This window comes from Bacteroidota bacterium (assembly GCA_018266835.1).
In the GTDB taxonomy this organism is placed as follows: domain Bacteria; phylum Bacteroidota; class Ignavibacteria; order Tepidaquicellales; family Tepidaquicellaceae; genus JAFDZO01.
Window position 1 is genome coordinate 367,724 of the sequence record JAFDZP010000002.1, and the last position, 26,496, is coordinate 394,219.

18 protein-coding genes and 1 tRNA gene are annotated in these 26,496 nt (G+C 32.6%); 4 read left to right on the top strand and 15 right to left on the bottom strand.

Annotated elements, in window-relative coordinates:
• Window positions 1–8 precede the first annotated feature (8 nt).
• Complete coding sequence (locus JST55_03445) at window positions 9–1,148, top strand: AAA family ATPase (GenBank protein MBS1492538.1); 1,140 nt, start codon at window positions 9–11, stop codon at window positions 1,146–1,148.
• Here JST55_03445 and JST55_03450 read toward each other — a convergent pair.
• From JST55_03450 to JST55_03485, 8 genes are all read right to left on the bottom strand, one after another.
• Complete coding sequence (locus JST55_03450) at window positions 1,138–2,514, bottom strand: Ig-like domain-containing protein (protein ID MBS1492539.1); 1,377 nt, start codon at window positions 2,512–2,514, stop codon at window positions 1,138–1,140. The two genes, JST55_03445 and JST55_03450, sit on opposite strands and share 11 nt — an antisense overlap.
• A gap of 17 nt (window positions 2,515–2,531) precedes the next feature.
• Entirely contained in the window at window positions 2,532–6,686 is a 4,155-nt protein-coding gene (locus JST55_03455) for a HAMP domain-containing protein (GenBank protein MBS1492540.1), read from the bottom strand.
• Between the two features lie 9 nt (window positions 6,687–6,695).
• The gene (locus JST55_03460; protein MBS1492541.1) at window positions 6,696–7,166 is read right to left on the bottom strand and encodes a DUF4783 domain-containing protein; all 471 of its coding nucleotides are present in this window, start codon (window positions 7,164–7,166) and stop codon (window positions 6,696–6,698) included.
• A gap of 151 nt (window positions 7,167–7,317) precedes the next feature.
• Window positions 7,318–7,812 (bottom strand): DUF2202 domain-containing protein, encoded by a 495-nt coding sequence (locus tag JST55_03465; GenBank protein ID MBS1492542.1) that lies wholly within the window; start codon window positions 7,810–7,812, stop codon window positions 7,318–7,320.
• A gap of 19 nt (window positions 7,813–7,831) precedes the next feature.
• Window positions 7,832–7,984: a hypothetical protein gene (locus JST55_03470; GenBank protein MBS1492543.1), complete on the bottom strand. Its 153-nt coding sequence runs from the start codon at window positions 7,982–7,984 to the stop codon at window positions 7,832–7,834.
• 219 nt (window positions 7,985–8,203) lie between these two features.
• A complete protein-coding gene (locus JST55_03475) occupies window positions 8,204–9,463 on the bottom strand; it encodes an efflux RND transporter periplasmic adaptor subunit (protein MBS1492544.1) in 1,260 nt (419 codons plus the stop codon).
• The gene (locus JST55_03480; GenBank protein ID MBS1492545.1) at window positions 9,460–13,803 is read right to left on the bottom strand and encodes a CusA/CzcA family heavy metal efflux RND transporter; all 4,344 of its coding nucleotides are present in this window, start codon (window positions 13,801–13,803) and stop codon (window positions 9,460–9,462) included. The genes JST55_03475 and JST55_03480 overlap by 4 nt, the downstream gene beginning before the upstream one ends.
• Before the next feature lie 463 nt (window positions 13,804–14,266).
• Window positions 14,267–14,338 (bottom strand) — tRNA-Arg (locus tag JST55_03485).
• A 377-nt stretch (window positions 14,339–14,715) separates the two neighbouring features.
• Between JST55_03485 and JST55_03490 the strand changes: the two genes are divergently transcribed.
• Window positions 14,716–15,141, top strand: coding sequence for a hypothetical protein (locus JST55_03490; GenBank protein ID MBS1492546.1), 426 nt, complete (start codon window positions 14,716–14,718; stop codon window positions 15,139–15,141).
• 260 nt (window positions 15,142–15,401) lie between these two features.
• Here the strand turns inward: JST55_03490 and JST55_03495 are convergent, their stop codons facing one another.
• Complete coding sequence (locus JST55_03495) at window positions 15,402–16,859, bottom strand: hypothetical protein (protein MBS1492547.1); 1,458 nt, start codon at window positions 16,857–16,859, stop codon at window positions 15,402–15,404.
• Window positions 16,856–18,328, bottom strand: a complete 1,473-nt coding sequence (locus JST55_03500; GenBank protein ID MBS1492548.1) for a hypothetical protein — start codon at window positions 18,326–18,328, stop codon at window positions 16,856–16,858. Before JST55_03500 ends, JST55_03495 begins: the two co-directional genes overlap by 4 nt.
• 232 nt (window positions 18,329–18,560) lie before the next feature.
• On the opposite strand from JST55_03500, the gene JST55_03505 reads away from it, so the two are divergent.
• Complete coding sequence (locus JST55_03505; protein MBS1492549.1) at window positions 18,561–18,923, top strand: leucine-rich repeat domain-containing protein; 363 nt, start codon at window positions 18,561–18,563, stop codon at window positions 18,921–18,923.
• A gap of 77 nt (window positions 18,924–19,000) precedes the next feature.
• Here the strand turns inward: JST55_03505 and JST55_03510 are convergent, their stop codons facing one another.
• Window positions 19,001–20,452 carry a hypothetical protein gene (locus JST55_03510; GenBank protein ID MBS1492550.1) on the bottom strand — a complete coding sequence of 484 codons (1,452 nt, stop codon included), beginning with the start codon at window positions 20,450–20,452 and terminating at the stop codon, window positions 19,001–19,003.
• A 185-nt stretch (window positions 20,453–20,637) separates the two neighbouring features.
• Here JST55_03510 and JST55_03515 point away from each other — a divergent pair, with 185 nt between their 5' ends.
• Complete coding sequence (locus JST55_03515; GenBank protein MBS1492551.1) at window positions 20,638–22,485, top strand: T9SS type A sorting domain-containing protein; 1,848 nt, start codon at window positions 20,638–20,640, stop codon at window positions 22,483–22,485.
• An 83-nt stretch (window positions 22,486–22,568) separates the two neighbouring features.
• On the opposite strand, the gene JST55_03520 is transcribed toward JST55_03515, so the two are convergent.
• The 4 genes from JST55_03520 to JST55_03535 form a co-directional block, all read right to left on the bottom strand.
• Window positions 22,569–23,972, bottom strand: a complete 1,404-nt coding sequence (locus tag JST55_03520; GenBank protein MBS1492552.1) for a T9SS type A sorting domain-containing protein — start codon at window positions 23,970–23,972, stop codon at window positions 22,569–22,571.
• Between the two features lie 62 nt (window positions 23,973–24,034).
• Window positions 24,035–24,763, bottom strand: coding sequence for a phage tail protein (locus JST55_03525; protein MBS1492553.1), 729 nt, complete (start codon window positions 24,761–24,763; stop codon window positions 24,035–24,037).
• A 38-nt stretch (window positions 24,764–24,801) separates the two neighbouring features.
• Window positions 24,802–25,500 (bottom strand): phage tail protein, encoded by a 699-nt coding sequence (locus tag JST55_03530; GenBank protein ID MBS1492554.1) that lies wholly within the window; start codon window positions 25,498–25,500, stop codon window positions 24,802–24,804.
• 57 nt (window positions 25,501–25,557) lie between these two features.
• Window positions 25,558–26,172, bottom strand: coding sequence for a phage tail protein (locus tag JST55_03535; GenBank protein MBS1492555.1), 615 nt, complete (start codon window positions 26,170–26,172; stop codon window positions 25,558–25,560).
• Window positions 26,173–26,496: the final 324 nt, after the last annotated feature.

Sequence of the window (26,496 nt, forward strand, 5' to 3'; positions counted from 1 at the left end):
TTAATATTATGTGGTCAAATTTAATAGGACAGGAAAGAGTAAAAAATATTTTTAAGAGTATTCTCGCAAGCGATAGAATTTCTCATGCTTATATTTTTTACGGAAAACCGGGAGTAGGTAAAGATGCTGCTGCAATTGAGTTTGCCAAGTATCTTAACTGCGAAAATCGGGACCCTGAAAAAGGACCTTGTGATGTTTGCAAGAACTGTAAAGATATTCAAAGTTTAAAATCTATGCTTTTGAAATTCATTACCGCTTTACCAACAGGAAAAGATGATGATGAAAATTCAGTATTGCAATCATTAGAAAAAGCAGATTATGAAAGCTATCTGAGTGAGATAGAAAGTAAATCTGAAAATCCTTATCATAAAATTTCACTAGAGAAAGCAAATTTTATCAGGATAAGTTCAATAAGAGAAATAAAAGATCTAATTTATCTGACAGGAGCTGAAAATAGGACAAAAGTTTTTCTCATTTCAGATGCCGATAATATGAATCCTCAAAGCGCGAATGCGTTGTTAAAAATTCTTGAAGAACCGCCGAAAAATTCTTTATTAATTTTAACGACATCAAAATTAAATTCACTGCTTCCTACTATTATAGGAAGGTGTCAGAAAATTCATTTCGACAGCATAAGTAAAAGCAATCTTGTAAAATATATTAAAGATTTAAAGCCTGAACTTGGAGAAACGCAGTTAAATTTTTATTCAGAGCTTGCTGACGGGAGCGTTTCAAAAGCTCAGAGCATTCTTGAAGGAAATTATGATGAACTGAGAAAAAAAGTTTTAGTGTTACTCAGAAATCTTGTGACGATGAATACTATCAAAGCAGGATTTGATATTGATTTCATTACGGGAAAGAAAGATAAGGAAAGGGTGAGACAGTTTTTAATTCTGATGCAGATATGGATAAGAGATGTTCTTTATAAACGAAGCGGGGCTGAAGAGCTGATAATTAATAAAGATGAGCTGGACAGCATTTCAAAATTTGCTATGAGATATGACAGCGACTATTTTGATATAATAAATCTGCTGGAAAATTCAATCAATGATATAGACTATAATGTAAATTTGGAGCTGATGCTTTTTAATTTATTTGTTAAGATAAGAGAGCTGATTTTAGCAGGAGAAATAAAAGTTAAAACGTAATATTAACGTTATCCGTATTCCACATTCCTTTAGCCTTCAATGTTTTATCGTATACAAAAAAAGGTTCTGAAGGTTCATAAGGATAGTACTTTCCCGCATCATACTTACCCGAACCATTCATATCAATAAAAGCAAAAAGCATATACTCCCCTTCCGGAACATTCTCAAATTTAAAGACACCGGGACCGGTTTTATTCATCGAATATCTATAAGATGAATTAATTTTATTTATAAGCTGAATGACAATATTTGCCCGGGTATTTAAAGTATCTTTTATAAGAACACTTCCTGAAATTGTACCCACCTGATTTTCAGAGACTGATTTAAAGTTTCGCCTGAAATCCAAAGTAGAAGTTTTAAGTATGAATAAATAGGATTTCCCCTGTTTCAAATTTTCAGAAGGAAATACCTGAAGTAAAGAATCATTAATCCAGTTGAAAGCAAGTTTTATATTTGCATTTGATGAAGAGTCAGTAAGCTTCAAGTTATCTGCAATATCCAACTTGTTAATTTTTTTATTTTTAAAGTAAAAATAAAAACGTGAATCTACCGGTACACCTGATGCATTATTATCAATAGATGTAAAAACAATATTAAGTGAATCAGATTTTAGCGTTTGATAAAATTCTTTCCCGATTACTCCTGTTTCAAAGCTTTTGAAAAGAAAATTGTTTCCTGATTGTCTGATTGAATCTGAGACAATCACATCTGAAGGAAGCACAGCAATTTTTTCCACATCTTTATTATACAAAGAATTCCTGTCATCATCATTAAAGGCATAAAGCCTGTATTTACCGTTAGGTAAATTCATTAGTGAATAATTTCCGTTTTCATCAGGTTGAGTTGCATAGTCCGGTTTTAATGTATCCGGTTTCACAAAACTTTCATTTGCAGAGGTTAGGATGTAAGCCGTAATAAGCATCCTGTCATAAGTATCCGCAACAATTTTACCTGAGATACTGCCTTTATCTATCTTATCCCCTGTGGAAAATGCCAGATTGATAGGCGAACTTAAAGCATTCCCGCCGTTTACATCCTTAAAGTCTTTAGTAATAACAATAGAATAAGTTTTATTTTTATCAAAACCATCTTCATAAATAACCTCTACATCCTTTGCTCCCCAGTCAAACTTAGGTCTTCCTTTTGGGAGCGGAGAAATTCTAAAGGCATCTTCAAAGCTTCTTCTGTTAACGTATTCATCAAAATAAAATCTTATAGAATTACCTCTGTACATTACGGTATTATTAGCAGGAGAAGTTTTCAGAATTTTTGGAGCATCCTTATCGTCATCTCCTCCCGAAGGAGGCTGCTGGTTCGCGCACGATATGAAATAAATTCCAAAGAAAACTGCACACGTTACTTTCAATATTTTAGCAGCTAATCTCAACTATTTTCCCGGAAAGTTTTTGAAAAATTAATTCGAACTTTTGTACCCTTACCCTTTGCACTCTCGTAATCGATATTAGCATTCATATTATCTAAAGATTTTTTTGTAATAGATAATCCAAGCCCCATACCTGATGACTTTGTTGAAAAGTTTGGTTCAAAAAGTTTCTGCATTATATCGTTATCCATTCCTTCTCCATTATCTTCAATTACAACATTTACAAAACTCTTATCTTCTGATGTAATAATTTTTACCCAACCCTCTTTATCGATTGACTGCACTGCATTCTTGATTATATTCTGGAACACTCTGTTCATTTCCTGCTTATCGCCTGTAACTTCACTAAGATTATCCTTTAAAGAAATATCGAAAGTAATACCCGGAAATTTTTCATAGAGTGAGATAACATCGTATATAACATCGTTAATATTTACTTTTTCATATTTTCTCTGCGGAAGTTTTGCGAAGTTTGAAAACTCAGTTGCAATTTTATTCAGCTTATCAATTTCGTTCAGCATTATATCTTTTGTTTTGGTAAGAGTAATTTCAAACTCCTCGTCAGTTTTCTTTCGAAGGTATAAGTCATAAAGATGCTGGACGGATAACTTCATAGGTGTCAGAGGATTTTTAATCTCATGTGCAACTCTTCGAGCAATATCACGCCATGCAGCTTCCCTCTCCGCTTTTTTTAATTTTTCTTTTGATGATTCAAGCTCGCGCGTCATCCGGTTGAACGAATCTATAAGGCTGCCGAATTCATCCTTGCTATCAAGCTTGATTTCAATATTCGTTTCTCCTCTGGAAAGTTTATCAGTGGCAAGCTTTAAAATAGAAATAGGGCGCGTAATTCTTTCTACAAAGAAAGTGATAAACAATAATAGAATGATAATAACAATAATGTATATACCGAAAATAAATGTAAGAGATTCTGTAAGCTCTTCATTTATTTCATTCTGCCTGTAAACAGTCTGTGAAGAAATAATAGCCCTGACGTTATTATTTTTATCTAGTATAGGAGTGTATCCCGCATAAAATGAAAAGCCCGGCAAATCAAGATTTTTAAAATAAATATCTTTCTTCTCGTAATTAAGATTATAATAAGCACCTCCGTCAATTCTGTTATCAAGTAAATCTGATTTAAATAATTCTTCATTCGTCGTTGAAAACAATTTTAGCCCTGTATAAAGATTAAAATTTTTATCGGAGCGGGATAGACTTTTGTTTAGTATTGTTTTTTCTTTTTGCTTTAAACTGTCTGCTATTCTCTCATTCAGAAAATTCTGATTGTTATTTTTGAAGCTCTCTGCGATTAAATTTAAATCAGATTTTATCTGATTCTCAAATGATATATCATACTTATTTTTTATATAACCGCGAGTATAAATTGCGAGAAGTATAATTGGAATAACTGAAACAATTATAAATGATGTAAGGAGCTTCTCTCTGAAATTGAACACAATAAGATTTCTGGATGCGACGTAATACAGAAAATAAAGAAAGCTGATCAATCCGTATATCATCACAATAAACAATACAAATTTTAAATAAAAATACAAAATAAGATATGCATCGTTTCTTTTAATACTTATAGAATAAATTTTTTCATAATCGTCCGGTGTATTGACCAGAGTATAAAATGTACGATATTTTTCATTGTTAAATGTTTCATAGCGCCATACTGACTTATTATCTTTATTCCTTACAAAATCTTTAAAACTCTCGATTGACTTCGTATTTCCTTTGGATATTTCCGGGTCAGTAGAGCTTACAAACTCATCATCTATATATTCAGTGATTACCGGAGTAGAAATTAACTTATCGAATAAATTATCTTTTGTATAATTCTTAAAAATTTGAAACGAGGACTGCACAAGAAGATTTTTCGGTTCATACTGTACTGTTACTACTGCATATCCTGTTTTTTTAGCAAACTCAGTGTTACGTAAATCAATTTTTTCGAGAGTAACAATTCCCGAGTAATATTTATTCTCAGTGTTTTTGAAAACAGAAAACTTATTTTTTATTTTGGATGAATCATCCTCAGAAGACCTTACAAATTCTTCCAGAGTGGTACCGTTATAATCAGGTTCTTCAGAGTAAACACTATCTGCTGAAGCAATTGTATCTTTAACAGGAGAGACTGAACCATACTTTGAAAGACGTGAAGATTTTTTTATAAAATTAATGACTGAATCTACATTAAGGCTGTTATAATTAATATTAAAATCAGTAACGAGATTATAATTTGTATCCAGCAGTAATACTGAAGAATTGAAATTTTCTGAGCTTAATTTGCTATCCGCCCAAATCGAAAAAGCAAGGTTAGAAGTATTATTGATTTTGCTTGTAAGTAAATTTTCTGCATCCTTGTTCTCAACAATTTTGTTTAATTCAGTTGTGATTAAGAATAGAATTCTGTCATTATCATCTCCTGCAAGCTTATTTCCAATAAGCTCTACAAATCTGGTTTCCTGAACAGTAAGCTTTTCAAGAAGTATATAGGGAATTGAAATTAAACTGATTAGCACAAGCAAAGAAATATTAGCATAGGAGAAAATTCGGAATTCCCTTTTAAGCAAAATATTTCTGCATAAAAAATAAGAGAAGAGAAATATTGAAGAGATTATCAGCAATCTTTGATATACAGACACCGGGAAATCCGCAAACATTAATTCTATCAGCTGGCTTACCAGTACAAAAAGTATAAAAAGAAAAACCAGAAAGTATTTTCTAACAATTTTATTTGTAATTAAGTCGAACTTTATAACTGAATAAAACTCGTTGACAACGAGTATAGTTAGGAATATGAACGCCGTGATACCGCAAAGAAAAATTGAGATGAGAATGAAGATAAGGCCGGCATCCGGAATCAAACTTGTCTTATCAAGAAACTTCAGATTAGAATCAAATACAACACTCTGAACTATTATCCCAAGAATATAAATTATGCCGAAGAAAAAAATAATCTGAAGAAACAGTTCAAAATATATCCAGATTAAATTTCCCGGTTTTCTTCCGTTATCTTTATAATGTTTGAATATATTTTGGAAAACATAAAACCCCCATATCAAGCCAAGCACTGAGCTTATTAATAAATCACCGGCTGATTTTACAATTCCTTTTCCGAATGTCGAAGCATAATATGCAGGAGAAAATAAATCAGATTCAAGCAATACAGATGGGAAACCAATTTTAAGCCATAAAAACCTAATTAGAACAAGAAACACGAGCAGACAAGCTGACTTTAACCAAATTGAATTGAACTTTGCTAGCAGCTCTAAAATTATAACAAGTGAAATCAGAGAAAGAAGAAAAATTGTCAGGGAATTTATTTTATCATTCAGAGTATTTATTTCAGAAAAATAATTCTCCTGATTATATTCAGGCAGCGCAATTTTCCCTATTATTGTTCCGTCTAATCCTTTTAAATCAAATACAACAGCGGATTTATTTGAAACCGTATCGTTAATAATTTTCCCCGTAATTTCATCGGCAGCAATTATATCAGGAGTCACCTTATATTTTTCTTCTACTTCACTTGAAAGCCCATCATAAGTAATAAATTTATTTTTGATTTGAAATTTATTATCAATTAGTCTTGCTGTAGTTGAAACACCGATTATTGTGTTTGTATCCTGTAAATCTCTTATCGGCATATAAACAACCAGATAGGTGTAGAAACTAATTTCTTTTATGATTGAAAAACTTTTGCCTGTCAATGCTTTTTGCAGACTGAAGGTTTTTGGAGAAATTTCCCTGCCTTCAAATGCAATAAGCTCTAAAGGTTTGTTGTATATCTCAATCTGATATGGTGAGCCGGGAAATTTTTTCAGAAATTCATCAAATACTTTTTTATTTTCACCTGACTGAATCGTTTTTCTGATTTCTGTATTCGAAGAAATTTTCCTTGCCTCTGTAATTGTTTCATCAGATAATTTTTGAAACGAGTTAAGGATGTAGTTTATTTTTTCATTATTTTTTCCCGTTAAAACATCCGGATTATTGCTGTTTGAAGTAAGTATCAGCCTGAAAGTGAGGTTAGATGCTAGGTTCCAGAACAAAAGTAAAAAAGCGATTAAAATTAAAAATTTTAACCGCCTTCCAAATTTATTGTTCAGCGAAGTATTAATCTGTGAAAGATTTTTCAGCATTACATATTGTCAGTTAATCATAATTTGGTCAATGAACCATTCATCTCTATAGAATTTCAGAGATATAGATACTTCCAGTTCATTTTTATTCCCGTTGATAGAATATTTATACTTTCCCATTGCAAAAGCATAAGTGTTATATCGCGTGGAGCGCTTAAATGAAAAAGAAGTCACTCTGAAGTAATCCATGAAGTCAGTTAAAATCAATTCAGCTTGTGATGAGCTGTAATAGCCTTTTTCGTTACTTATAATATTTAAATAGACCTGTTCATCAAAGTATCTGCTTATACCTGAGACTTGCTGATAACTTAATCCGCTTCCTATATCTTTGAAAGTTTTTTTACATAGAGCATACTTCTGACGTGTAAAGTCATCTTTATATTTTTTTTCTTTCCACCAGCTATCCTGAGCAGAGGCGCTGTTTAACAGAAGAAAAGAAAAACAGATTAGGATTAAGACAAAAAGAGGATTTCGGGACATATATACTAATTGATTAATTATAATGTTTTTATCAAATGTTTTAAATGATTAAATTTTAACTTAAATAATGGAAAAAAGTTCATAATAAAACAAAAAAGGCCACCGAAAAAATTCCGGTGACCTTGGTTGGTAAACAAAAGGAAATACTAAATTACTTACACTTTTCAAGTGCGGGTATGTTCCTATTAATTGTAATATCTCTCAGGTCTTCAAAAACTGTTTTCAGAAAAGTATTAGATACATTCAAAAGAAATTTTTTATACATCTCTACATTTTCTTTTTCATACTTCAGACCCGTTGCGCATGCTTCATCTGAAGTGGAAGGCAATACTATATCTGAAAAATCAAGATTTTTTGGAGTTTCCAAATCATACTTATTGAATACAGTTTCCAAAGCGCTCATGTGATTTTGCTCTGAGTTCATTATTTTTGCAAACGCACCTGCATCAGGAAATTTTTCATATGCTTTTTTGAAGAAATACTGGTCTCTGCATTCATCTTTGTATGCAGCATTAAGAAATTCTATTTCTTCAGGTGATAAATTATTTCCTGAGTAAAAAATTGTTTTTGCTCCAAGAGAGTTAAAAGGAATAAAAATTACTGCTAAAAAAATTATTAATGCGAAGTATTTAATTAAGGTTTTCATAAAAACCTCCGGTAGAGGGTTAGAAGTTAATTGTGTTGTTGTAGGGTAATTTTACCCAGAAAATATTGGCTCTGATATCAAGACTTGCAACCGGTGTGTCAGGGTCATCGGAATTCACATCGTTCAGTAAGAACAGTGAATCCGCTTTGTGATGTATGACGCTTTTGTTCATATCATATTGGTTAAGTTCTCTATAACAAACTTAAATACTTTTACAGTCTTATTGTATGATTTACATCATAAGAAAAAATATATTTTTGAAAATTCGGAATGAATATTGTTTGTGCGATTTGCACATAGCAAAACAATAATCAGTTAAGTAGACTATAAAAATACTTTTACTTTCTTCAAAAAAATCATATAAATAAGATTTTTTTTCCATTTTTATTAATTAATGGTCGTGCTCTCCTAACTCGCCTTTTTTCATTTCCGAACGCAGATAAAATGCTCCGGTTGTAACGACTTCATTGTCTTCCTCCATTTTATCAATCGGAAATATCTCAATGTACTTATCATCTTCAACTCCCGTTCTTACATTTATTTTCTTGAAAACAATTTTGTCACCACTCTTATGCTCTTCACTTTTATGTATATCGTTCTTATGCCCATCCTCTTCATGTTCATGCTCAGCTTTTTCATTAGTTCTTACAAAAATATATTTTGACTCTCCTTCTTCTATTAAAGAAGATTTGGAAACTGCTTTTACGTTATTTTCCTCTATCAATATTTTAGCTGTTACAAACATATTGGGCAGTAGTTTATTATCCTTATTTTTTATCAGAACTCTGACTTTTACCGTGCGGCTTGCATCATCAAAAATTGAATTGATGTTCGCTATATTGCCTTCAAATACTTCATCTCCATAGGTAGATGTTTCAATTTTTACTTTTTGACCTTTCGATATTTTAGATAAATCTTTTTCAAAAATATTTAAATCAACATATACAGTTGAAGTATTCACAATATGAAACATCTCCGTTGACGGTTCAACAAACTGCCCTATCGTGATCATCTTTGAAACAACATTTCCTGAGATAGGTGAAACTATAGAATAAAACCTCTGAACATTAACAGTTGTATCTTCATCAAGATTATCGAAACGGTTTTTATTAATCTTATAACTTGATAATCTTTGCTCAAGCGACCTCATATTGGTAACTGCTCTTTTATAATTTGCCTCTAACTCTGCTATAGTTTTCCTGGAAGTGATATCACTAATTCTTTTTTGCCTGTCTAATTCCTGCTTTGCATATTCAACATCATTTTTTGCTGATATGTAGTCTGTCTGAATGCTAACAAGGTCAATATTTTCAACTGTTGCAAGAACCTGACCTGCTCTTACATTAGCCCCCTCTTTAACATTAACTGATTTTATTCTGCCGCTTATTATCCCGCCAACTTTAGATTCCTGTTCCTGATTTATCTTCACTTCCCCTGTAACTTTTATATATCCTGAAATATTCATATCTGTTATCGGTGAAACCTCTATTCCCATTAATTTAATCTGCTCTTTTGAAAGTGAAACCTCTGTTTTATTTTCTTCTTCATGATGATGCTCTTCTTTTTTTTCCTCTGAAGCTTCCTGTTTTTTCCCGCAGGATATAAATACTCCTAATGTTAGAAATATTATTACGATTTTTATATGTCTCATTTTAAAACTCTCCCTGTAATCTTTTCTAAATTAATTATTGAAATTTTTAAATTATACCGGTTACCGGCATACGCTGCTTGTACATCCATATAAGTTCTTAAAGCTTGTAAGAAATCATTATAAGATGCAGTGCCTTCATCATAACTCCTTTTTGTAGCATCCATAATCTGTCGTGCTTCATCCAGTACACCATTATTTATAAAGTCAGCTTGTCGTTTGCTGTTTGAAAAATCATCAAACGCATTTTTTACATCTGATTTCAATCTTCTTAATGTGAAGTCTTCTTCCGATTGCATTATTTTTTTTTCAACCTTAGCCTCGCTTATCTCTCCTGAATTCTCCAGCCAGAACCAAACGGGAATGCCAAGCCCGACTTCAAATCCATAGTAACCGCTCTCACTTCCTAATTTCAGATTGTAATATTTCAGTGAAATATTCGGCAGCAATAAAGACTTTGCGAGAGAAATTTTATTTTCCGCTCTCTCCTTTTTCAATCTGCTTAAAATCAGCTCCGGATTATTTTGCAAAGCACTTCTTAACATTTCATCAAGCCGAACATCATATAAACGAGCAGCTGTATCCATTTCAATTTTTATTTCAGAAACATCAGCATTCAATAATAACTGCAGCTCTGAAAAAGATTTTTTCAAATCATTTTCAATATTTTTCAGTTCGTTTTCCGTTTTTGACTTATTAACTTTTGCATTCAAAACATCAAGCGAAGTTGTAAACCCTGCATCAAGTTTTCGTTCTGCTGTTTTTAAAAATTCATCGCTGATTTTTACATTTTCCTTAGCTATCTGTATCAATGAACTATGCAGCATTGCTGTGTAATAAGCTATTTTTATCTCCGCCGTAACTGAATTTATTTTATTCTGAAGTTCTGCTTTTGCAATTTCTATCTGAACTGACTGAACATCCGAACGCATGAAGTAAACAGACGGAAACTCAAGTTCCTGCGTTATTCCAATCTTTCTGCTTTCAAAATTTTCAATACCTCCTTTAACTCCTTCGTATTCTAAAAATAATTGCGGTTTTGGGATATTAACAGATTTTTTAAGCCCCGCTTCTTCTTTCTCAATATTCAGACGGAGTGCTTCAATTTCGCTATTTCTCTTTATACCCATTTCAATATATTTATCTATATCATTTATCTGTGCAAACGAAATTGACGGTAATAAAATAAACAAAAGGAAAATAGTCGCTTTTATGTGTGAGCTCATTTTAAAATTACTTTTCTTATTAAAGATTGAGTAAAGCAACGGAAGAACAATCAAAGTAAGGAGAGTGGAAGAAATCAATCCCCCAATAACCACCGTTGCAAGCGGCTTCTGCACTTCAGCCCCTGCCCCTGTAGAAATTGCCATAGGAATAAATCCAAGTGATGCGACAAGAGCTGTCATTAAAATTGGCCGCAGTCTCGCAGAAGTCCCTAATATTATTCTCTCGTGAACATCTTTCACACCTTCTTTTTCAAGTTTATTAAAGTGCGCTATCATTACTATTCCATTTAATACTGCTACACCGAAGAGAGCGATGAATCCTACTCCTGCGGAAATGCTGAACGGAATATCTCTTATAACCAAAGCAAAAATACCTCCGACAATTGCGAACGGAATTCCGCTGAAAACAAGCAGCCCCTGCTTAACCGAATTAAAAGTTACGAAGAGTAAAGCAAAAATAAAAAACAATGAAACCGGAACAGCTACATACAATCTTTGCTTTGCACTTTCCAAATTCTTAAATTGACCGCCGTACTCTAATGAATATCCGGGAGGCATTTTTAAATTATCTTTTATTTTAACCTGAAGTTCATTCACAAAGCTTTCAATATCTCTGCCCCTTACATTACACTGAGCAACGATTCTTCTTTTTCCGTTATCTCTTGTAATCTCCGCAGGTCCCTCATCAATGTTTATATCCGCTAATTCATTCAAAGGAATCTTTGCTCCATTGGAAGAATTGACAAGAATATTTTTTATCTGCTCCATATCTTTCCTGTAATCCTGTTGATACTTAATTACCAGATCGAATTTTTTGTCACCTTCAAAGACAACTCCCGCAGTTTTTCCCGCCAAACCTGTTTCTATTATTTCATTTACCTCGCTTATGTTAATTCCATATCTGGCAATCTTATCTCTTTTAATTTTTATTTGAAGCTGAGGTAAACCTTCTAACTGCTGAACCGAGACATCTTCTGCTCCTACTATTCCTGAGATAATTTTAGCAGCATCACTTCCTGCTTTTGATAACTCAGACAAATCTTCTCCGAATATTTTCACAGCAATATCTCCTTTTGCCCCGGAAATCAGCTCGTTAAATCTTAGCTCGATTGGTTGAGTAAATGATAACCCGATTCCCGGAACAACTGACAACTCCTTATGCATCATTTCAACAAGTTCTTCTTTATTTATATTTTTTCTCCACTCCTCTTTTGGTTTTAACATTACCAATACATCACTAAATTCTACTCCCATCGGGTCAGTTGCAATTTCAGCAGCGCCTGTTTTAGTTACAACTGTTTTAACTTCAGGGAATTTTGATACTAATATCTGTTCACAGATTGTACCTATCCTTTTTGATTCTTTCAAAGATACTCCGGGTAATCTTGCAATCTGATATGCTACATCCCCTTCATCAAGTTTCGGAATAAACTCCCCTCCCAACCTAAAAAAAAGTACAATACTGAATGCCAAAGCTATCACAGCAGAAATAATAACCAATGTTTTTCTTTTTAAAGCAAATTTTAAAGAAGGGAGATATAATCCTTTAATAAAGTTTATTATTTTGTCGGCAATAGTTTCTTTCTCCTTCTGATCCCTTTTTAGAATTAAATCACTCATCATAGGAACATATGTAAGCGATAACAGCAAAGCCCCTATTAATGCAAACCCAACTGTAAACGCCATTGGCTTGAACATTTTCCCTTCGATGCCTCCTAATGCAAATATAGGCAGGTAAACAACGATGATAATTAATATTCCGAAAATCGCAGATTTTATTATTCCGGTGGTAGATTTGAATATCGTGTCCTGCATTTCATCTTTATGCAGAGGTCTTTGGTGCTTATGAATTGAATGTGATATTGCCACGATAATACTCTCTACAATGATAACAGCGCCATCAACGATTAATCCGAAATCAATCGCTCCCAACGACATTAAATTTCCTGAAACCCCGAACAAGTTCATCATTATAAGCGCAAAGAGCATTGAAAGCGGAATTACGGAAGCGACTATAAATCCGGCTCGTAGATTTCCAAGCAAAAGCACTAAAACAAATATTACTATAATTGCGCCTTCAGCTAAATTTTTTTCTACCGTTACAATTGCTCTATCAACCAAATCCTCTCTATTGTAGAATTCGTCAACAGTAACACCTTCAGGCAGTGTAGTTTTTATCTCTTCAATTTTTTTATGAACAGTATTTGCAACTTCTCGTGAGTTTGCGCCCTTGAGCATCATAACAATTCCTGCTACAACTTCACCTTTTCCATCCTGTGTGACAGCTCCGTATCTTATCCCTCCGGCTTCTTCAACCTCTGCTATTTGATTTAAATATACAGGAATTCCATGTTCGCTTTTTATTACTATATTATTAATATCATCTTTATTTTCTATAATCCCAATTCCTCTAATAGAATATTGTTCTGAGTTGTGTTCAATAAATGAACCGCCGACATTGGAATTATTTTTATTTACAGCATCAAAAACTTCGTGCATTGAAATATTATAAGAGCGCAAAGCATCAGCATTCACCAATATCTGATATTGCTTTTCATATCCTCCAAAACTATTTACCTCTGCAACGCCTGCTGTTCCGAGTAACTGTCTTTTGACTATCCAATCCTGAATAGTCCGAAGTTCCATATCAGAAAATGTTGTATCACCTTTTCTTTCCGGTCTCACTACATACTGATAGACTTCTCCAAGACCTGTGCTTATCGGCGCCATCTCAGGTGTTCCTAGTCCCTGCGGGATATTCTCTTCTGCCTCTTTTAATTTCTGAAAAATTAAATTTCTCGCAAAATATATATCGACATTATCATCAAACACAGCCGTAACAACTGAAACACCTAATTTTGAAATTGAACGCAGCTCAACCAATTTTGGAGTATTAGAAAGCGATATTTCTATAGGGTAAGTAATGAAGCGCTCTATTTCAGTTGCAGAAAGAGTTGGGCTTGCAGTGATAATTTGAATTTGATTATTTGTAATATCGGGGACTGCATCAATCGGTAAATTGATGGCAGAACTTACTCCGAATATTATTAAGAGCAGGACTAAAAATCCTACAACTATTTTTTGCTTTATAGAAAAAGCTATTAGTTTATCAATCATAATTTATTTTAAATAATAAAACAGCGGGACCTTGAAATACAAAATCCTGCAAGATTAAATTTTTATTTAATAAAATAAATTAAGCTTGTGGAGGGCGGAAAGGAGTATTTATATTATGAAATTCGTAAGTGTTTTTATCCGAGAAATAAAATATTTCAGAATGACTGTTAAAAAATATTGGCAGGTGTGTAACTAAAATGCTGTTGTTTAGGATAAGGCAATGACTGCAGTCATCATTTGTTTCTTTTGATTCGTTGCAATCGTCCGAATGGCATTCTGTTTTTATTATAGCAAACCCGTCGCATTTAACCACTAAGTTAAATGAAAATGCAAATAGACTGATAAGAATTGTTATATGTAATAGTATTTTTGACAATGAATGAAATAAACATATAAATTCCCGGGTCTGATTGCAAGGGAAATTTCATTTTCTTAATTTAATGAAATTAAGAAAGATTTCTTGTACCCCCAAGAGGATTCGAACCTCTAATATCTGATCCGTAGTCAGAAGGTTTATCCATTAGCCTATGGGGGCAATTGGAAAAGTAGTAAAATAGCTTAATTTACCGAGCTTTTAAAGTCAAATTTTCAATTTTTAAACAACTGAAAAATTAAAATATACATAACCATCCATACTATTTTCAAATAAATCTTATTACAATTTTTTGCTATTATATTGCGAATACATGCATATTTTAAAATAATTTTGTTCTTTTTTAAATTTTTAGCTCTAACAAATTGCTTATTTTTTGCAACAATCATTTTTATAACAATTTTCTGCAATTTCGGACAAATATTATACGTTTTTATAATTTAAAATAGTTTTGTCTCTAACAATTTTTCTATGTTTTGTTTGTTAAGATAAAATTCAACAGCTAATTTTGAATAACTCAATAATCAATCCCCCAGATTATGAATAAAAATATTTTAACAGCTTTTTCAGTGATTAGTTTACTAATATATTCAAATGCTTTTACACAGGAAAACCCTTCAGCAAAGAGTTCCGGATTTTATTTTGATGTCCAAAATCCTGAATCAGTTTCTGAACTGGATTTAAGCTCTAAAGATATTTATATGTTGCCGCAGGAAATTTTTGAAATGAAAAATATTGAATGTTTAGACCTGAGTAATAATAATTTGTCTGAACTGCCTGATGAAATTATGCAACTACAAAATTTAAAAATACTTAAGCTCAACGGAAATAAAATCTATTGGATGCCTGATGCAATTTCACGCTTAAAATTTTTGAAGGAAATTTATCTTGATTACTTTATATGGGGATACAGACTTGCTGAATTGAAGTCACTTACAAATGCAAAAATAATTTTAACAGATTAATTCTATACAATTTTGGGAGAACGCTTTTAAAACCTTTCCGGGCTGTGAATTTGTACATCAATCGCCAGAGTTAAAAAGGTCCGGAAAGGCCAGAAAGCTTATCAAAAAATTTAAAAAAGTTTACCTCAAATTTTTCTCATAACTGCAAAAAATTTATTAACAATCACACTTCTTTTCTCCTTCAAATTCCGGTGTTTCATTGCCAATTTTAGAAACGCCGGAATACCTTTCCCTGAATTAAAAATCAGTTCTTATTAATTTCAACATTTCATTAGTTCATCGGCTTTGCTTTCAAGCCACAATTTATTTCTTATTGCTTTGCAATCGGTTATTCCTTTTTTACATTCTTCAATATCTATGTTCTTTCCTGATTTTTTATTTAATAAGATTCTGTAAAATTTTAAAAAATTTGAATTTAGCTCAAGGCGGTTATCCGAAATTATATCTGTTCGAAGCAGATACTGCCTGAATGCCTCAGACTGTGAAAATGCAGATTCAATATAATTCAGCTCATAATAATTCATAAGCTTTAGCAGCTTTATATCTGTTTTAAAAAGTAGATTATCTTTTTTAACTCTTGAAAGAATTTCAAGCGATTCGATGAATTGCCCCAGTTCAAACAAAATGCGGGCATTGTAGAAATTATAAAAATCTTCTTTTATTGCTTCCGACAGTTTATTCTTATTTTCCTCCAGAAAATTAAAAGCCCACTGAGATTCCTGTACGTTTAAAGCCGTCAGAATATAATTACTGAATTCAACAGGGTGTATAATTCCATTTGTTTCCGTATACCATTTTTTACTTACTCCTTCTTTTACAAGTTCAAATAATCGTCTGTGCATATTTATATCATCGGGCTTTAGATTCAATTTAATAATATTCTGAAGCCAGATAAAAAAGTACTTCTGCATTTTAGGGGGAATATCATTTTTAACTGCACAGAATAAATTATAAGCTCTTTCAAAATTACCAGAAATATCATCATCTGCATTTTCTTCTGCAAGGAAAAGATAATAATATAATTCTATTTCACCGAAATAAGGATTATTATTTTCTTTAAAAGCTTCAATCAGTTTTTTAACATCGGAACTCCTGAAAAAAGTAAAAACTATATTATTTTCCATTAAAAGATTGTAAGACCTTTCCAGACTGCGAAAACTTGTCTGCTTCAGGAAAAACTCCTTAAGCAAAAATATCATTAATGCTTCTGAGCTTGAGTTCATTAACTTAAGCATTTCTTCGGTGCCTGAAATAGAAGTGTCATTTAATTTTTCGCTTTCCAGCAAAAAGCTATTCAGACACTTTTTATAGAGAGTGTGCTCTTTTAAATCGTTTGCCTTATAAACTTTTTCGTAATGTTTATTATATAGCTTTTCAATTCCCCTGTTTTGTAATTCAGTTAAAAGCGCAAAGTCATATTCAAAAGAATTTTCATAACTGATATATCTTAGAAATTTTTCTGCCAGGCTCCCTAAATCAGACAATAAATTTCTGACAGTTCCGTCATTAAATTTTTTTCCGGGATACAGTTTTTTATAAATTTTTTCTGAAGTTAATTTCAGATTATTAAACTCCGGATAGTAAGGTTTTAACACATTAAAAACCTGCAGTAAGTCTTTTGATCTGTTGAAATAAGGAGAAGCTATGAACGTGGAAAATTTTTCCAATTCCGGTACAGTCAATGAAGAAAGAATTTGAATAGCTTTTAAATGTTTCATGACGGTAAAATATTACTTATTTCCTCAAATTTTTCAAGCAGCCATACTTTATTTCTTATAACATCGCATTCTTTAAGTTCCTTTTTGACGAATGAAATATCCGTTTCTTTCCCGGATTTATTCTTTAGAAGTACTAAATAGTATTTTAAAAAATTAGAGCTTAATTCTTTTCTTCCTGTATAAGCTTCATCATTTCTGATTATCATTTGCTTAAAAGCTTCGGCATGGGCAAAAGCTGATTCTAATTCTCCAAGCTCGTAAAAATTAATCAGCTTCAAAATTTTAGAAGCCGCTTTGAATGTATCGTCATCTTTGCTGACTTTCAAAAGGATTTCGTTCGATTCTATATATTTTTTATCAAGAGAAAGAAATTTAGCCTTATAGTATGTATAAATGTCATTTTTAGCAATAGCATCATCATCAACTGCATCAATTTGATTTTCCCAAAAGTCTTTTGCCCATTCAATTTCATTGGCAGCTATGGCATCATGAATAATCTGAGAGTACATAAAGCCCGGCATTTTTCCTTTAGAGTCAAGCGCTAATCCTTTTTCAATCATTTCCTTTTCCACCTGAAATTTTATTGTACTTAAGTGTTTATCATCTGCCTTTATATACATATTAATAATATTAATAACCCATACATATATCCTTATCTGTGACTGTTTACCCATACTGTTTATTTGCTCATTAAATATCTTGTAAGCCTCCTCAAAATTATTATAAAAGTTGCCGTCTTTATTCTGGGCAACCTTAGCAAGATAGTATGGAAGTTTTATATCATCGTAATAAGCGCTTTTACTGTCTTTCATTCTGTTAACAATTGATTCGATATCTGAAAATTCAAAAAACGTTTCGACAATATCAAACTCTTTCTGCCCCTTATACCAATCTGCAACCTTTACGTGGCATGACTGCGCCAGCAAAAACTCATTGAGAAAAAAAGAAAATAATGCTTCAGACACTGATTTTCGCAGACTCTCGTTTAAATTAATATTTATTCTCTGTTCGTAGAGCAACATTTCCGACTCAATAAAACATTTATTCAAATTTTTTCTGTATAATGCATCTTCTTTTATTTCATTTCTTTCATAATACTTATTATAATTTTTTAAAAATTCTTTTTCCAGATATCTGGCATTCGTTTCTTCTAAAATTTTATGTCCGAACTCAAAAGTATTCTCATAATTCACATATCCTAAAAATTTTTCTGCAAGACTGCCTAAATCCGAGAACAAGTTTCTTATAGTGCCTTCTGCATATAATTTTCCGGGATATAACTTTTTATAGATTTTTTCATAATCAAGTTTAGGATGGCTGAATTCAGGATAGTATTTCTTTATTTCAAAAAAAAGATTTAAGACATCTTTTGAACGGTTGAAGTACGGCGATTGAACAAATTTATCAAATTCGGCAAATTCTTCTTTTGTCAAAGATGATAAAATACGAATAGCTTTTACTTGTATCATTTTTTGGGGGATTTTTGCTACAATTTAGCTAATATAATTAACTGTTATTTATTAATTTACGTCACATTATGGGATAATTTTATTCCATTTTTTAATGAAAAACTGTAAAAAATGTTTTTGCTTTGAGTGTCTATCAATCGTAATTTTATGCAAAAATTATTTATAATAAAATCTAATTAAGAATATGAAAAAAATTATTATACCAATCTTTATTTTAATCTCCCTGATCATAATGAACTCTACAGCTGCATCCGGTGCCTGTTTATCTGAGTTAAAATTTTCACGAAGCTTTAGTTCACAGGATCTTGATTTCAGCGGTAAAGGAATGAAAGAGTTTCCTAAAGAAGTGCTTGGCATGACAGATGTGAAAACATTAGACTTAAGTGATAATAAACTGACAAATATCCCTTCCGAAATTCAGAATCTGAAATACCTTACTGTATTAAAACTGAACGGAAATAAAATCTATGAACTGCCTTCTGTTGTTTCAAAATTAAAATTCCTTAAAGAAATTTATCTTGATAGAGAAATCTGGCAATACAGATTGAATGAAGTGAAAAAAATTACTGCAGCTAGAATTATTTTAGTAGGGTAAGAAATTATTTAGAACTACACAATTCGTTCCGGAGCCGTTTGTTCCCGCTTTCGGTCTTCGGAACAAGAATTGTGCTTTTAACTCAACTCTTCAAATTTTTCTAACAGCCAGTCTTTATTCCTTATTATCGCACAATCCAATAACTCTTTTTTGAAATGAGAAATATCATCTTCTGCTCCCGATTTTTTCTTTAACAAAATTAAATAGTACTTTAGAAAATTTGTACATTTTTCTCTATAAATACCATTAGCGGTCTCATTTCTTATATTATACTGTTTTAAAGTCTCAGCCTGAGAGAAACCTGCCTCTGTAAAGCCAAGTTCAAAATAATTTATCATCCGTAGAACTTTAGAATCAATTTTAAATAAAATATCTTCCTTATCTATTTTGAGCAGCGCCTCATTCGATTCTATATATTTTTTCTGTCTCGATAAAATTTTTGCTTTGTAGTAATTATAAAAATCACTTTTGGCATCTTCGGCAATCAGATTAATTTTGTTTTCAAGAAAGTCAGATGCCCAATCCAATTCCTTAACTAATATTGCCCCGTGAATAAGATTAACAAACACAAATGCGCTCATTTTGCCCGTTTCATCTAATGCAATTTCTTTAGCAACCATTTCTTTCCCGGTTTGAAATAATACCTGTAATAATTCCTTATCATCAATTTTTGCGTGAGTATTTATAAGATTTCGTAACCAGATATACATTCTGTATTGGGCTTGTTTTGTCATTTTATCAATGCGTTCCTTGAATAACTTATACGATCTTTCAAAATTAAAAAAAAAATTCCCGTCTTTATTTTGCGTTGTAAGAAAAAATGAATAATATAATTCAATATCTTTATAATGAGGACTATTATTTTTCTTCAAACCGCTTATTAACTTAGCAACATCCACGCAGTCAAAAAATAATTTTACAATATCATATTTCCCCGATTGCTCATTTGAGGAAACCCTGGCAATATAACTTGAGTGCTCGAATATAAACTCTGCAAAGAAAAAAGCAAATAATGGTTCATTGAGATTATTTCGCGAATAATTTTTTGGTTTAATTTTTCTTCTGTCATTAAATAGATCTAACTCTGTAACTAGATGATACTTATTAAGATTTTTTTTGTAAAAACTGTCTTCTATTAACTCATTCTCATCATACAAATTATTGTAATTTTTATTAAACTCTTTATCAAGATATCTTGCATTTGTTTCGCTTAGTAATTTCAATCCAAAGTCAAAAGAGCCTTCATGGTTTATAAATCCTAAAAATCTTTCTGCAAGATTACCTAAATCTGTAAAAAGATTTCTGATAGTTCCTTCGTTAAATGTTTTTCCGGGATAAAGTTTTTTATAAATATTTTCATTCGTAAGCTTAGGGCTTTCAAATATCGGATAGTATTTATTTACAGCGTAAAATAATTTTGTAAGGTCTTTTGAACGGTTAAAAAATGGAGAATTAATGAATCTATCAAACTCAGCAAACTCCTCTTTAGATAAAGTTGATAAAATACGGAAAGCCTTAATTTGATTCATTCTTTTGTGTGGTTTAGGGGTTAAACTGCAAGACTTCTAATATTATAATTAACAATATTTTATACGAAAAACTCCTAAATATATTGTACTTTATTTGGTTAAAAGTTAAAAAAATTGTTTTTGCAGATTAGCACTGTTCCCCGTATTTTAATCAAAATTTTTGATTAAAAAAATCTTAAAAGAATATGAAAATTTTTTTAATATTTGCCGCAACCATGTTTGTAATACTAAATTCCTCTGCTCAATTATTTTCTCAACAAAATAAATCGGTGGGAATTTCAAAAACAGAAGTGATAAATACACCTGCTGAGAATACTAAAATTTCTGAAATCACTAAGAATTTAAAAATTGCCAGAACGAATGGTGATATATCTACAAAAGAATTTTGGGAAAAAAAACTTAATGAAATAACTAAACCTCAAATAATTGAAATACCTCAAAATATATTTGTCGGTAAGAGAGAAACTGGAAATGAAAATATAACAAATGATTTCTTAAGTGTTTCTAAATTGGGAAACTGGTGGGGTAATGCTCTGGCAATATCTTATGACAGAGTTAAGGGAGATATATACGCTGCAATCGGACAAATTTCAAATGTTAATCCAATACCGGAAGCTGATACACTACGAATATTAAAATCTACAAATAACGGGTTGAGTTTTTCTCTTATTTATACTTTTACTATGCCGGGAAACTTTCGTATTCCTCAAAACAGTTTAGATATGGAGGTAATTTCTAATGGCGATTCATCTTTTGCTTTTATAGGAATTTCATATACTTTGGGTGGATTGTATAACTCCGGAATAATTCGAGTCAGGCAGGATGGAAATCTTGCAAGCTTTGGTTTGCTTCAAGGCAGCATTACTAACAAATTTTATAATGCAAGAATAACCAGCGATAACGCATACTATACAAATAGTACATATATTTATTTTTCAGCTACATTAGATTCTACCGTTTCAGGAAACCGAAGAGTTAAATCAAAATTATATCGTATAGACTCGCCATTTTCTACACCTTTGAGAATTATATCTGCCTATCAGGATAATTCAAACGGTCAATATGGATATTATATTGACGGTATAGCTCCTTCAAATGCAGAGTTTGAATCAGACATTGCATTTGTTAATACTGCGGGAGATTCAGACCAAGTTTATACTGTAACCGTTGTACGCGGAGTTGCAGGTTCCTTCAATGATGGGGCTTCACTTTATTTTACAAAAAGTGATAACTACGGTAGAACTGTGCCAACATTATTCAGCCAAACCGAATCAGGCTCATACTTAAAGAAAAGTCCGCGAATTGCAGCAACAGGATATCGCAATAGTTCGTTAGTTGTATTTACAAGAAGACTTTTTCAAAACGGTGATTGGGATCCGTTTAACTTTTACTGCTCAAATATTAATGCGCCTGTTCCTTCATTTACAGGTACTTACATCAGCGGAACCACTGATACTACAGTTGCCATTTCAGTTGCAGCAAAATACAGGTCAAATGGTACTTATTTATTTGGATATTGCAATAGAACCTTTCAAGGCTATAGTGGTAATATATTCATTAACCTTTTTACATCCGGTGTATATGGAGGTAGTGTTCAGGTAAATAATACTACTGCCGCAGGAGAAAGAGGTTTACCCGACGTTACATTTAGAAATGTAAACAATGATTCTTGTCTCTCGTTGTGGGCAGGTTATGATGGATTTGGTGTTTATTTAACCAGAGGATGCAGTGGACCATTTATAGGTATTAACAATCAAAGTTCAATTGCTGATAATTTCATGTTAGAACAAAACTATCCCAATCCATTTAACCCGGTTACAAATATAAAATTTGATATTCGAAAAAGCGGATTTGTAAGTTTAAAAGTATTTGATATCCTGGGTAATGAAGTTGAAAATCTTGTTAATGAAAACAAAACTGCCGGAAGTTATTCAGTTACTTTTGATGGAAGTAAACTCGCTAGCGGAGTTTATTATTACAGGATGGAATCAGGAGATTATACGGAAACCAAACGAATGTCACTACTTAAATAATAGTTTCATTACAACACAATTCGTTCCGAAGCCGTTTGTTCCCGCTTTCGGTCTTCGGAAAACGAATTGTGAAATTCATGAAATCACTTTATCACAATCATCTTCTTCATTGCTGAAAAGCTTCCTGCATTCAATCTAAAAAAATAACTTCCCGATGAAATTGATGATGCATCAAATGAATATTTGTAATAACCTGACTGCAATGCCTGGCTGACAATAGTAGAAACTTCCCTTCCTGTAACATCGAACACTTTCAGCTCAACGTAAATATTTTGCGGCAGTTCAAATTCTATATTTGTTACAGGATTAAAGGGATTAGGATAATTTTGTGATAAGCTATATTGATTCGGAACTCCTACGTTTACCTCATTTGCTAAATTATAATATTTAAAGTTGCCGTTGTAATCTACTTGCTTAAGCCTATATGAAAAATTACCCACAGGTAAATTTTTATCTTCATATTTATAATTATGAATGTTGTTTGAATTTCCCGAGCCGTTTACAAAGCCGATTTCTTTAAATTCGCCAATAGATTTTCTTTCAACCACAAATCCTTTATTATTTAACTCTGAAATTGTGCTCCATACTAACTTTACTGAATTTTTATTGACTGCTGAATTAAAATTAGTAAGCTCTACAGGAACTGCTGAAAGCCAATTAATTGCAACTCCCTGCGGATATGGAATACCGGTTATCAATTGAGTAATAGAAGTACCGCCCGTTGTTGCGCGTTTTATATCCTGTGTCGAATTGTCTGTCCAGTATAAATAATTATTTAAAGCATCTATAACTATTCCTCTCGGGTTTCCTGTCAATCCTGTTATTATATCTACTTTAGTTACCGGAAGAGTAGCTACATTTCCCTTTTGAATTGCATCTGCACCTGAATCAATCCAGTATATGCAATTATCAATTGAGTTAAATGCTATTCCCCAGACTTGACTTAACGAAGTGGCAACATCTTCAATACTACTTCCGTCAAAATTGCAGCGCATAATTTTTTTCATGCCTACTCCGTTATCTGCAAAATATACTTTTGCGTTCAGAGCATCATACGCAACAAAACCGGGAGAAACTAATCCTGTTGAAACAATATCTGTTATACCTGTTCCGGTAAGCGTTGACCTCTGTATTTTTTTAGTAGAATTATCAGCCCAGTACATTCTGTTATTTGCAGCGTCAATTGCTATCCCGCGCGGTCCTATAATTCCGTCCGCATTTGAAAGCAGAGGAGTTACAGTAGTTGATACTAGATTTATCTTAGAAATAGTTGATGCAGCAAAATCAGTCCAGTACATATCGTTTGAAGTATTATCAACAGTCAATGCATAGCCTGAAGCAATCCCTGTTAATACATCAGTAGTTGTACCTGAACCGTCTATAGGGTGCTCCTGAAGCTTTCCTGCTGAACCATCAGTCCAATAAATAAACTGACAGAAAACAGGAGATGATACCAATATTAAAAATATAATAAAATATTTTTTCATAACTCTTATTATTCAATTAATAAAATTGTAAAAAACTTTATAAGAAATTTCTTATTCATAATTCAGCTTCCCGTAGGAAAAACTCCCTGAACTGCTATACAAAAATTAATAGTAAGAAAAGGCTGCAGATTTGTATGCCCCTGATTAGAACCCGTCACTCCCAAAGACCCGGAAGGCAATGTAGAATTTGCAGTGTTTGAATACGAATCAATCCCATCAGCATTTTGCGCTATAAAATTACCTGCAGGGCTTCCTGATGTACCGCTGGATGTAGTAACATTTATTGTATGTGAATGAGAAGGTATTTGTTGTGAAGTCAATACAACCGTTTCATTGCCTCCGCTTTGTCCAATAACATAACTACTTAGACCAGAGCCCTGCCCCTGATGCATAGGTACCCTTCCTCTTAAATCAGGCAAGCCAAAATTTGAAACGCCGTCTCCCCCGTAAGTTGTGCCAATTAGAATAAACAATGCTTCGTTGCCCATGATTGGTAATAATGCGCCGTTAGCATATACATAGTTTACTGGATAAAAACCGAATCCTGCCATCAGAATGCTTCCCAGAAATGGCTCAGAACCTCCCTGCGGAATGTAGTCTTCAATAATTTCACCGTTACGTTTTACATATATATAACCTGTTTTGGATTTTGCAGCAAATATATTATCGGGCTTTGCCACCACTGAAGCTCCAAAAAGAGCCGCAAGTGATTTCAGCATAAAATTTCTTCTGCCGTTATGGTTATTAGCAGTAGAAATATTATGAGTATTTTTCTTCTTAAAAAAGTTCATATTCTATTTTGAAATTTCAAAAATTATTTTTATAATTTTTATGGTGCCGGAAAGATTCCATACAAAGCGATACAATAATTCATAGTAAGATAAGGCTGCATATTTGTATGTGCCTGATTTCCGCCGATAGAAGAAACTGCAGCGGAGTTCATTGTAGTGTTCGAAGAACTTCCAAATGATTTTACACCTTCTGCATATTGTGATATATAACCTGCAGAAGGATCCGTATTGCTGCCTGTTCCCGCATAAGCCGCCAGTGTATGATTGTGAGGCGGTATCTGCGTTGAATTCAAAGTTACTGTTTCAACTCCCGTGGTATCTCCAAAGATATAATTAGAAAGACCCGGCCCCTGTCCCTGATGTACCGGTATCCTTCCCCGTAAATCAGGCAGATTAAATGTAGTTGTTCCGTTCCCCCCGAATGTGGTCCCTAAAAGAGTAAAGAGTGTATCATAATCTGCAATATTTAATGTCTGCCCGTTGCATAGCATCCATCCATTAGGAGCGAACGGAAATGCGCAGAGACCTATTTCTCCTATATAAGGGTCAGGACCGGCGGATGGCTTATAATTATTAATTATCTCACCGTTTTGCTTTAAATACAAAAATCCTGTTTTGGATTTTATAGCAAAAAGATCTTCTGCTTTAGTGAGAATAGTAGCTCCAAATAAAGCAGCAAGTGCCTTAGTTATAAAATTTCTTCTCTTTTGTTTTGAATTATCATGAAGAGGTTTCATGAAATATTTATTATTGAATAGACCCATATAATTATTTTAAATTTCGTAAATAAAAAATTAACCGTGAGCCGGAAAAATTCCCTGCATAGCTATACAAAAATTTAATACAAGAATCGGCTGAATATTATTATGCGAATTGCCCGTACCTGTACTTGATATTATCCCTGAGTTCAAACTGCTTCCTGCAGAAGCATTGAATGAATTTATCCCTTCTGCATTTGCCGCAATATATTTCCCTGAAGGATTTGGCGATGAGCCAATTCCTGTATTTACTCCAATAGAATGATTATGCGCAGGAAGCTCTGATTCAATTAAAGTAACACCTTCACTGCCTGCTGCTTCACCCATTAAATAATTTGAGAGACCTAAACCTTGTCCTTGAGAAAGCGGTACCCTTCCTCTTAAGTCAGGCAAGGCAAACGTAGATGTTCCGTTCCCGCCATAATAATTTCCAAGCAATGAGAATAAAGCGCCATACGAAAAAATAGAAAAGATCTGGCCATTGCATTGAGCCCAGTTGTGAGGCGCAAAATTAAAAGCAAAAATTGTAATCTGTCCTAAGTAAGGAGAGGAATCTCCCAATGGTTGATAATCATTTATAACTTCTCCGTTTTTCTTTACATATACATAACCTGTTTTTGAATCCCTGGAAAACACTTCAGTTGCGTTCATAAGCGCTGCAGCGCCGAATGCACCGGCTATGGATTTCCGGATAAAGCTTCTCCTTTTATTCTCACTCTCCTCATTTTTAACGGGATTGAGAATTTTTTTCCTGAAAAAATTCATGAGCTGAAATTTATTTTATATAGAAATTAATTTATGACAATATATAGAAGAAAGAAAAATTAATTTATCTTCAGAGAAGGAAATACGATGGATTTTTCTTTCATTAACAATTGTTCATTTGGGATAAACGGAGCAATGAAAGATATAGGGGGAAAATATATGTGGAACAGTTAAAAGAATTTATAAAAAGTTTTTGAAATAAAAAACACG

Bases quoted from the DNA above. Each gene is read 5' to 3' on its own strand.
- JST55_03445 (MBS1492538.1), top strand. From the start codon at position 9: ATGTGGTCAAATTTAATAGGACAGGAAAGAGTAAAAAATATTTTTAAG.
- JST55_03455 (MBS1492540.1), bottom strand. From the start codon at position 6,686: ATGCTGAAAAATCTTTCACAGATTAATACTTCGCTGAACAATAAATTT.
- JST55_03460 (MBS1492541.1), bottom strand. From the start codon at position 7,166: ATGTCCCGAAATCCTCTTTTTGTCTTAATCCTAATCTGTTTTTCTTTT.
- JST55_03465 (MBS1492542.1), bottom strand. From the start codon at position 7,812: ATGAAAACCTTAATTAAATACTTCGCATTAATAATTTTTTTAGCAGTA.
- JST55_03470 (MBS1492543.1), bottom strand. From the start codon at position 7,984: ATGAACAAAAGCGTCATACATCACAAAGCGGATTCACTGTTCTTACTG.
- JST55_03475 (MBS1492544.1), bottom strand. From the start codon at position 9,463: ATGAGACATATAAAAATCGTAATAATATTTCTAACATTAGGAGTATTT.
- JST55_03480 (MBS1492545.1), bottom strand. From the start codon at position 13,803: ATGATTGATAAACTAATAGCTTTTTCTATAAAGCAAAAAATAGTTGTA.
- JST55_03490 (MBS1492546.1), top strand. From the start codon at position 14,716: ATGAATAAAAATATTTTAACAGCTTTTTCAGTGATTAGTTTACTAATA.
- JST55_03495 (MBS1492547.1), bottom strand. From the start codon at position 16,859: ATGAAACATTTAAAAGCTATTCAAATTCTTTCTTCATTGACTGTACCG.
- JST55_03500 (MBS1492548.1), bottom strand. From the start codon at position 18,328: ATGATACAAGTAAAAGCTATTCGTATTTTATCATCTTTGACAAAAGAA.
- JST55_03505 (MBS1492549.1), top strand. From the start codon at position 18,561: ATGAACTCTACAGCTGCATCCGGTGCCTGTTTATCTGAGTTAAAATTT.
- JST55_03510 (MBS1492550.1), bottom strand. From the start codon at position 20,452: ATGAATCAAATTAAGGCTTTCCGTATTTTATCAACTTTATCTAAAGAG.
- JST55_03515 (MBS1492551.1), top strand. From the start codon at position 20,638: ATGAAAATTTTTTTAATATTTGCCGCAACCATGTTTGTAATACTAAAT.
- JST55_03520 (MBS1492552.1), bottom strand. From the start codon at position 23,972: ATGAAAAAATATTTTATTATATTTTTAATATTGGTATCATCTCCTGTT.
- JST55_03525 (MBS1492553.1), bottom strand. From the start codon at position 24,763: ATGAACTTTTTTAAGAAGAAAAATACTCATAATATTTCTACTGCTAAT.
- JST55_03530 (MBS1492554.1), bottom strand. From the start codon at position 25,500: ATGAAACCTCTTCATGATAATTCAAAACAAAAGAGAAGAAATTTTATA.
- JST55_03535 (MBS1492555.1), bottom strand. From the start codon at position 26,172: ATGAACGCAACTGAAGTGTTTTCCAGGGATTCAAAAACAGGTTATGTA.